The organism is Peribacillus sp. CSMR9 (assembly GCF_033141925.1).
Taxonomy (GTDB): domain Bacteria; phylum Bacillota; class Bacilli; order Bacillales; family DSM-1321; genus Peribacillus; species Peribacillus simplex_A.
The window spans coordinates 21,311-30,611 of sequence record NZ_JAOPHO010000054.1; the positions used below are offsets into that span (position 1 = coordinate 21,311).

The 9,301-nt window shown below is 40.5% G+C and carries 5 protein-coding genes and 1 pseudogene; all 6 read right to left on the reverse strand.

Going from position 1 to position 9,301, the window contains the following annotated elements; all coding sequences use genetic code 11:
- Nucleotides 1–25: 25 nt before the first annotated feature.
- The 6 genes and pseudogenes from hutH to hutU all read right to left on the reverse strand — a co-directional run bounded on the left by hutH (nucleotide 26) and on the right by hutU (nucleotide 8,975).
- Nucleotides 26–1,585 carry a histidine ammonia-lyase gene (gene hutH, locus N9I19_RS18900; protein WP_317778677.1) on the reverse strand — a complete coding sequence of 520 codons (1,560 nt, stop codon included), beginning with the start codon at nucleotides 1,583–1,585 and terminating at the stop codon, nucleotides 26–28.
- Nucleotides 1,586–1,680: 95 nt separating this feature from the next.
- Nucleotides 1,681–3,066 carry an MFS transporter gene (locus N9I19_RS18905; protein ID WP_317778678.1) on the reverse strand — a complete coding sequence of 462 codons (1,386 nt, stop codon included), beginning with the start codon at nucleotides 3,064–3,066 and terminating at the stop codon, nucleotides 1,681–1,683.
- Nucleotides 3,067–3,694: 628 nt separating this feature from the next.
- Nucleotides 3,695–4,332, reverse strand: a pseudogene (locus tag N9I19_RS18910) (amidohydrolase family protein); the annotation flags it as partial.
- A 94-nt stretch (nucleotides 4,333–4,426) separates the two neighbouring features.
- Nucleotides 4,427–5,749, reverse strand: coding sequence for an MFS transporter (locus tag N9I19_RS18915; RefSeq protein ID WP_317778679.1), 1,323 nt, complete (start codon nucleotides 5,747–5,749; stop codon nucleotides 4,427–4,429).
- Nucleotides 5,750–6,003: 254 nt separating this feature from the next.
- Nucleotides 6,004–7,302 (reverse strand): imidazolonepropionase, encoded by a 1,299-nt coding sequence (gene hutI / locus N9I19_RS18920; protein WP_317778680.1) that lies wholly within the window; start codon nucleotides 7,300–7,302, stop codon nucleotides 6,004–6,006.
- Complete coding sequence (gene hutU / locus N9I19_RS18925) at nucleotides 7,299–8,975, reverse strand: urocanate hydratase (RefSeq protein ID WP_061462847.1); 1,677 nt, start codon at nucleotides 8,973–8,975, stop codon at nucleotides 7,299–7,301. The genes hutI and hutU overlap by 4 nt, the downstream gene beginning before the upstream one ends.
- Between the last annotated feature and the right edge of the window lie 326 nt (nucleotides 8,976–9,301).

The window sequence follows — 9,301 nt, forward strand, 5'->3', positions numbered from 1 at the left end:
GAGTAAAACAGCTTCCACTATAGTTTTAGAACTCAATTTCACCAATCGCCATTTCGACTAGTTTGACTATCTCTCCTTCATGAATTTGCCCATAAATCGTTTCAATATCAGGATAAAAAAATCGATCTTCCTTTACCATCGGGACCTGGTCGCGTATTAAATGGTACACACTCTCAGTAATCGATGACGGTTTCAATGGGTGATGAAAATCCATTGCTTGCGTGGCCGTCATAAGTTCAATGGCTAAAATATATTCAAGTTTCTTTGAAATCTGATATGCTTTTTTCGAAGCAAAATAGGCAAAACTTATCAGGTCTTCTTGGTTAGCGCATGTTGGAACATTATCTACGGTTGCAGGATGTGAAAGAACTCTAATTTCATTCAATAGTCCCGCAGCTGTATATTGTGGAATCATGTAGCCGCTATTTAACCCTGGATTAACTACTAAGAAATTAGGAAGTTCACTAAGGTGATGGTTTACTAGGCGATCAATTCTTCTTTCCGTAATTTTCGCTAAGTTCGCTAAGGCAATACACATTGTATCCGCGTAGATTCCTACGTAGGAACCATCAAAATTTCCACCCATGAGTGCAATTCCATCTTCCTCTTCCGGAAATATAATTGGATTGTCACTTGCAGAGTGCATCTCATTCTCTATAGTTACTGCAGCGTCCTTCAATACTCTCTTTACGGCACCATGAACTTGGGGAATACATCGTATGCTAAGCGCATCTTGTAATCTGTGATCCTTGTATGTATCGATGATTTGGCTGCCCTCAAGAATTCTTGTTACATTTCTGGCTGTCTTGGCCTGTTCCTCATGTTTCTTTACCGTGTGGGAACGAGGATCAAATGCTTTAATTGTCCCTTTTAGCACTTCTAAGGACATAGCTCCTGTAATGTCGGCAGTTTTCGCTGCTTGTATGCTATTGTATAAGGCTAACACAGCCATCGCTGTGACGGAAGTAGTTCCACTTGTAAGTGCCAATCCTTCTTTAGCACCCAACGTAATAGGTGCTAATCCAGCATGCTCTAACGCTTCTATTCCAGGGATGAGCTCATCTTTATACCATGCCTTACCCTCTCCAATCACTACTAAGGCCATGTGAGCTTCAGGAGAAAGATATCCCACTGACCCATCACCTGGAACAAACGGAACAATATCGTGATTTAATAGTGAAGCAATTAGTTTTAATACTTTTAAACTGACTCCTGAATAACCTTGGCCTAAATTCACAAGAATCATCAATTGAATGGCTCTCACTACTTCTCTTTCTAAAGGAGGACCAACAGAAACCGCATGTGAACGAATAATATTTCGTTGAAGAGTTTCTGCATCTTCAGAAGAAATTACCTCTGTCATATTACTGCCAAATCCTGTTGTTACACCATATATCAATCTATTTTCATCTAAAAACTTGTCTATTAGGCTACGGGATTTATCCACCCTATCACAATATGTATGTGTAAAGGAAACTTTAGCCCCATATCTGGCAACCGCAATCACTTCATGGATTGAGATAGCGCCATCCCCAAGTACAATCTCTTTAATCTCTTTAGGGTGTATACAATTTATAGTTGTCATGATTCAACACTCCTCACCTTTCGGAAAATATACTTCAAGATTAAACAAGGAGACGAAAGAAACGTTTCTACTCAATAATTTACTAGAAAATAATCTTATGTTATTTTCTTATTTTCTGTAAAGGGATTATCGATTCCCTTCGGAGAGTTTCCCGCTTCTAGCAAAGGGTCACTTGCTTCATGTAAGGAAAGATTCTTCGTTTCAGGTGCCCAAGCGATCGACACGATCAAGCCGATTAGCAGAATGACTGCCATTCCTGCCATTGAGGTACCTAATCCGAATGAACTTAAGGAAACAGGCAGCAGAAATGTTCCAATTGCAGAACCGATTCGACTAATTGCAGTAACCATACCTATTCCAGAACCTCGAATCTCCGTTGGAAAAAGCTCTGCTGGGTATACTAATGTAAGATTCGATGCTGCTGACATGAAAAAAGTAAAGATCAAGAAGGCTGTCAACATTAAGAATTGAGAACCATTGTGTAAGAAGCTGAGTGAAAACAATGAAACAGTAAGGATTGTAAAAGCCCCGATGGTAAATCCTCTACGAGTAAATTTTGCAAGCAACCAAAGGCCAAAAATTGCCCCAACAAGCAAGAATAGATTTAACATTGTATCGGCAAAAAAGTTTTGTTCAAAACCCATTGTACTTAGTATAGACGGTAGGAAAGTGTAGATTGCAAAGTACGGAATAACAAGAGTTAATTTGAATATTCCACCAAAAGCCAGACGCTTACGAAGCTTTTTACCGAAAAGTCCACGAAATCCTAGAGTCTTTTGATTTTCAGCACCAGTAGTCGTTTCGCCCATTTCAACGTTCGATCCAAGGTGCTTTTTTACAATCTGGCGAGCTTCTTCGACACGCCCCATGCTGACAAGCCATCTTGGTGATTCAGGCGTCCCTATTCTTAAGACTAAAACCACAATAGCCGGAACAGCAGCACTAACAAGCATCCAACGCCATGAGTCTGAACCAACCTGTCCCAGGTAATGACCAACAAAGTTTGATGCTACATATCCAAGCGTCCATACTACGTTAATAGACGCGAGGAGCGAGGAGCGATACTTTTTTGGTGAAAATTCGGCGAGTAAAGTCGTACCGACAGCGTAATCTCCTCCAAGTCCAAAACCAATTAGTAACCGTAAAATAAAAAGCTGTTCTGGACTACTAACAAAAAATTGTAAAATAGTAGCTACCGTGATAAGTAAAAAGTTTACGAGAAAGATTTTCTGTCTGCCTACACGATCTGAAAGTCTTCCAAGGGCTAAAGATCCCGCAAACAGACCTATTAAAGCAGAACTGCCGATCAGCCCTGTCCACATTGAATTCATATTCATTTGAGGCCCGAATACTGTCAGGGCCATCGCAATGATCCCTAGAGAATAGCCATCACAGAAACTTGAACCGAATGTAAGTCCTGCAATTCGAAAATGAAACTTATTAAATGGGGCATCGTCAATTGTGAATTTTTGTTCGTTCAAAGAATCTCCTCCATTTTTTGATTTTTCAGATATATAGATCCAAAAAAATACCATTATTTCAATTATCTGGTAGAACCCCTGAAGTTTTTAGTTCACATAAAATAATGATATTTTGCCGACCCTACCAAATAAAGAATGTACACCTGCATGCAAGTTAGAAATTTACTTACTGGTAGTTTTTCATTTTATGGTTAAGACTAATACTATAATGAAATTACAGCAATGAAAATTATAAAATAGTATTTTTTTTATAATTTATATCAAATCATTCTAACTTTTTTGTCTTTTTAATTAAGAATATATAGTTTCAAGGTTTGACAAATTGTTTATCATTGAAATAAATGACTTCACTAAGGATTTTACAGCCTTCTATTACCTCGAATTTTTCCCTTGCTTCCTTTTCTGTGTAAAACTCAAACATTTTAAAACCATTCTTCGAATGGATAGTGATTATCCATATAATATCTCCTCCACATAGAAGGGTTTATTCCACGATTCCCTTAAAATACCTTTACTTAATCTTCACTGTAAAGCGGTAAAGTGTTTAATGCTGACAATGGGTAGGATAATCCACCATCCTACGATTCAGCACTATTACATGTTGACAAATACTTCTATAGCCCATTCCATCCGCTGGATTTCCGACTTCAAGCGAACCTACCTTTTCTTGCTGTTGATTGCACAAGCAGTATTGTATGTTACCGCCGTAAGTGCTTCAGCAGGGGTAAAACGCATCGCGATTCATGCCAGGTTCATGACAAGAGGCTTAGAAAAGTCGGCGGCGAGGATCCGGGATTGCAATCGGTCTAAATGGCAACAGCTACACCTTCCTCAACCATTCAGCGTCCTTGGGCCGCATCTAAATTCAAAGCTGTGGCTGGAAGCAAGCAGGCAATGGTTCCTGACTTAGCCATGACTTGAATCCCTCTTCGGAAGCCTTTAATAAATGCTCAGCAGAAATAGCCCCTATTTTGGCAGCTAGTTCCGCGCCCTCGTTTGGTTCTATTTCATCAGCATGAATTTTAGGATCAATCCGTACTTTTTCCCGGCCTTTAAAATACCCTCTGATTGTTCAGGGGTAAAGACTCCCTTTTCACAAAAGCCATCACTGAATTCAGCAAGCTTTTCTTCAGAGAAGATTGGAAGCATATCATTAATCAGATGATCGACAAATTCATCCTCACGGCCCTTATAATCCTTGGGAACCGCATGGGCTCTCATAATAGTAGGAACTGGATCAATCGGATGCTCTTCCTGTAGCTTCTTCTGAAATGAAGCAACGGCTTTTTTATTCTTTTTAAAGTGAAATGAAATAAATATTAAACATAATCTGTAATCAATACACACATGATGACTTATCTTAGCTAACCAGATTATTGGTAGTTTCAGATGAGTTACCTTGTTTGCCTGGTTTCACGAAAACCATGGCTATCATGCCAATCGTTACGGCTATTGAAGCTGCGATAAACATGGCATTATATCCATATATGGCGACAAGACTTCCTGTTAGGGTTGGGGCAATAATAGTCGCTAGATTCGCAATAAAATGAGTTACTCCCCCAAAAGTTCCTGCTTTATTTGGTTCTGTATCCAGAACCACAATCCAATAGATGGAATTTGGTAAATAATTAAAGGCATTTCCAATGCACATTAAAGCAAGTACTGCTGCAGCACTCTCGACAGTTGGGATCAACATAAAACAAACAGCTGTACAAAATAAGGATGCTACTGTGAACCAAGATCTGGCAATACGTAAATTCCCTGTTTTTCTACGTAATATATCCGAGATTTTACCACCTAATAGTCCAGTGATAATAGCTCCAACCCATGGAATCATACCAATATATGAAAGAGAAGAAAGTGAATAATTAAATTCATCTTGCAGATATTTTGGGGTCCATGTAAGTAATAAAATATTTACATATAAAAAGGCAAAATATCCAATGGCATTAAATACTAACGTAGGGTTTTTAAAAAAATGGTACCATGGCACATTTATTTGTTCGTCTAATTTCGTCTCACCTTTAATTAAAATATCTGCTCTTCGAATTTCTTCTAGTTCGGTTTTCGAGACTCTTGGATGATCTTCAGGTAAGTTTGTAAATACTTTGTTCCAAATTGCTACCCAAATAAAGCCTAATATACCAAGAATAACAAATGTTACTTTCCAGTTAGTGAATGTTAGTAGACCTACTACGATGGGTGCAGTAATTAATGCTCCAATTGGCGTTCCAACTAATCCAAGTGCTACAGCAAACCCTTTTTCTTTAGGGGATACCCAGTTTGCCATCGTTCGGTTCATCGTTGATAAGGTAGGTCCTTCAGCAAACCCAAATAATACACGAAATACAGCAAATCCTGCTAATGCTGACCCTCCAAAAAATGCTGCACCTATGTGACCTGCGAATATTGTCCCGATTTCAAAAAAAGACCATGTGGTTCCAGCAATGATCCACATGAATTTCGGGCCTTTTTTATCTGCCAATGCTCCTCCAAATAGTGCGCCGAATATATAACCATATCCAAAGTAACCTAGTATTGCTCCCCAACTTACTGGATCTAAATTGAACTCCCTGATGATTTCAGCTTGGGCATATGAAAGTGCACCTCTATCAATATAATTAATGATTGTAATAAGAATAATCATAAAAATGATAAAATAACGATAGTTATTTCTCAACATGTAATCCCCGCCTTGATGTTTATTAGAGAGCAGCAATACTTACTGATTTTAAACATAAAAACAGTAATCCTGCCCTATATATAGTTCTTTCTCTTGTTGTAAGGTATCAAAGCCTTTTTACATCCGCCAAAATTTTCAGCGGATATAAAGAGGCTCCTGATACACTTATTGAAATCTATCAAATGGCTGTATTATGAGAGATACGGTCAAGCAAATGATGGGTGATGGGCATAGCTATCTTCTTTTAGTGAATTTTATAGACCAGTCAGGCTTTTGGATTCAGTCTTCACTCTATCATTCACAACTTGCACACCATTTTTCCATACGGACTTAACGTGATTGACACCAAATAGATATTGCAATTCCTGATAGTTTTCTACATTCCATAAAACGACATCGGCTTGTTTTCCGACTTCAAGCGAACCTACCTTTTCTTGTCTGTTGATTGCACAAGCAGCATTGTATGTTGCCGCCGTTAGTGCTTCAGCAGGGGTAAGCCGCATCGAGATGCATGCCAGGTTCATGACAAGAGGCATAGAAGTCGTCGGCGAGGATCCAGGATTGCAATCAGTCGAAATGGCAACTGCTACACCTTCATCAACCATTCGGCGTCCTGGAGCCGCATCTTCTCTTAAATACAAAGCTGTGGCTGGAAGCAAGCAGGCAATGGTTCCTGACTTAGCCATGGCTTGAATCCCCTCTTCGGAAGCCTTTAATAAATGTTCAGCTGAAATCGCTCCTATTTCGGCAGCCAGTTCTGCTCCACCGTATGGCTCAATTTCATCGGCATGAATTTTAGGAATCAAACCGTACTTTTTTCCCGCCTTTAAAATACGCTCTGATTGTTCAGGGGTAAAAACCCCCTTTTCACAAAATACATCATTGAATTCAGCAAGCTTCTCTTCAGAGACAATTGGAAGCATATCATTTATCAAATGATCGACAAATTCATCCTCACGGCCTTTATAATCCTTTGGAACTGCATGGGCTCCCATAAAAGTAGGAACAAGGTCAATCGGATGCTCCTCCTGTAACTTCTTCATCACCCGCAATTGCTTTAACTCAGTTTCCAAATTCATTCCGTAACCGCTTTTACCTTCTACTGTAGTCACGCCATGAGCGAGAAACGAATCAAGACGCCTTGTGGTTTGTTCCATCAACTCTTCTTCACTTGCTTCCCGGGTCATGCGGGTTGTTGCATGAATGCCCCCGCCCCCGTTCATTATGTCCATATATGTTGCACCTTCAAGACGCATTTCAAATTCACGCTCACGACTCCCGCCATATACAACATGCGTATGGGGATCAACTAGCCCTGGCGTCACTAAATGGCCAGAAGCATCGAAAACTTCAGCTTCATGCATTCTATCTGCATAGAGTTCTTCCAATTCCTTGGTCGTACCGATCGCTTGGATCAAACCAGATTCCATCCATATGCTTCCATCTTCAATCAACCCCAGCTCCGACATTGCCTCTTTGGAACGAGGACCTTTCCTATCAGATGTAAGGGTAGCAAGTTGAGTGGCATGTTTTATCCAAATTGGTTTTGTCATTGTTTATCAATTCCTTTATTAAGCATTGGGATATTAATTCCTCTTTCACGGGCTGTTTCCTCTGCCAGTTCATACCCTGCATCAACATGACGCACTACGCCCATCCCAGGGTCAGTTGTCAACACTCGCTCAATCCTTGCTCCTGCTTCTTTGGTTCCGTCTGCCACAATTACAACGCCTGCATGCATGGAGTAACCCATTCCTACGCCGCCGCCATGATGTACGGAAACCCAGGTTGCACCGCCCACTGCATTCACCATTGCATTTAAGATCGGCCAGTCAGCTACTACATCCGAACCATCCTTCATGGCTTCCGTTTCACGATTTGGCGAAGCAACAGAGCCTGAATCCAAATGGTCACGCCCAATTACTATCGGGGCCTTCAATTCACCGCTTGCAACCATATCATTTAGGATTTTACCAAAACGGGCGCGCTCCCCATAACCAAGCCAGCATATGCGGGACGGCAGGCCTTGGAACTGGATTTTTTCTTGAGCCATTCTGATCCAGTTACATAAATGTTCATTATCAGCGAATTCGCGTAAAATCGCTTGGTCTGTTTTATAAATGTCTTCTGGATCACCAGATAAAGCCACCCAGCGGAATGGACCTTTACCTTCACAAAATTGTGGACGGATATAAGCTGGAACGAAGCCCGGGAAGTCAAAAGCATTCTCTACCCCTTCATCTTTCGCAACTTGACGGATATTGTTGCCATAATCAAACGTCACGGCTCCTTTTTCCATCATTTCAAGCATCGCCCTTACATGTTTGGCCATTGAAGCTTTAGAGAGTTTAATATACTCTTCCGGATTCGCATTCCGTAATTCTGCAGCTTCCTCCATAGACAAACCTGAAGGTGTATATCCATTTAGCGGATCATGGGCGGAAGTTTGATCAGTCAGGACATCCGGAATAAAGTTCCTTGCGATCATTTCAGGAAGAAGATCGGACGCATTCCCAATCAAACCGATAGATAAAGCTTTTCCAGCAAGTTTTGCTTCTTTAGCTAAACGAATGGCTTCATCCAAAGAATCCGTTTTCACATCGGTATAACGGGTCTCAATCCTCCTGTCAATTCTTGTCTCATCAACATCGATCCCGATACAGACACCACCGTTCATCGTAACTGCTAGCGGCTGTGCCCCCCCCATTCCGCCTAAACCTGCAGTTAGAGTAATGGTGCCTTTTAACGAGTTATTGAAATGTTGTTTAGCAAGCTCGGCAAATGTCTCGTAAGTACCCTGAACGATTCCTTGCGAACCAATATAAATCCAGCTACCAGCTGTCATTTGCCCATACATCATCAATCCCTTTTTATCAAGTTCATGGAATGTTTCCCAGTTCGCATACGCCGGGACGATATTTGAATTTGCAAGCAGGACACGTGGTGCATCCGTATGCGTTTTAAAAATGGCCACCGGTTTCCCTGATTGGACCAATAAAGTTTCATCTTCTTCAAGCTCTTTTAGTGATTTGACGATTGCATCAAAGCATTCCCAGTTACGAGCTGCTTTCCCAATCCCTCCATATACCACCAAATCTTCTGGACGTTCTGCGACTTCAGGATCCAGATTATTCATCAGCATTCTAAGCACTGCCTCTTGTTGCCATCCTTTCGTATGCAAATCAGTACCTGTATAGCGGATAACCTTGTTTGTAATCGTGTTCATTTTTATTTCCCCCTTGTTTTTGTTATATTTTCATTCTATATGAAAAATTCAGAATAATTTATTATAATTTAATGATTATTTTATAAAATAAATCAAAGTTTTGTAGTTAACTTTACTTTTTTATGAATAGTATTAAAATTTAAAAAAAGGACGATTCAATATAACTGAATCGTCCTTTCAGACTGTAGACGAACTCGATGAAAATCGAGTTTGTCTATTTTTTATGAGTTGTACAATTTGGCCTTTGATTTTCCACTCCAGGCACTCGCTTTCCGCGGGCGGTCGGGGAGCCTCCTCGGCTTTCGCCTGCGGGGTCTCCCCTAGAC

Bases quoted from the DNA above. Each gene is read 5' to 3' on its own strand.
- N9I19_RS18915 (WP_317778679.1), bottom strand. From the start codon at position 5,749: ATGTTGAGAAATAACTATCGTTATTTTATCATTTTTATGATTATTCTT.
- hutU (WP_061462847.1), bottom strand. From the start codon at position 8,975: ATGAACACGATTACAAACAAGGTTATCCGCTATACAGGTACTGATTTG.
- hutH (WP_317778677.1), bottom strand. From the start codon at position 1,585: ATGACAACTATAAATTGTATACACCCTAAAGAGATTAAAGAGATTGTA.
- hutI (WP_317778680.1), bottom strand. From the start codon at position 7,302: ATGACAAAACCAATTTGGATAAAACATGCCACTCAACTTGCTACCCTT.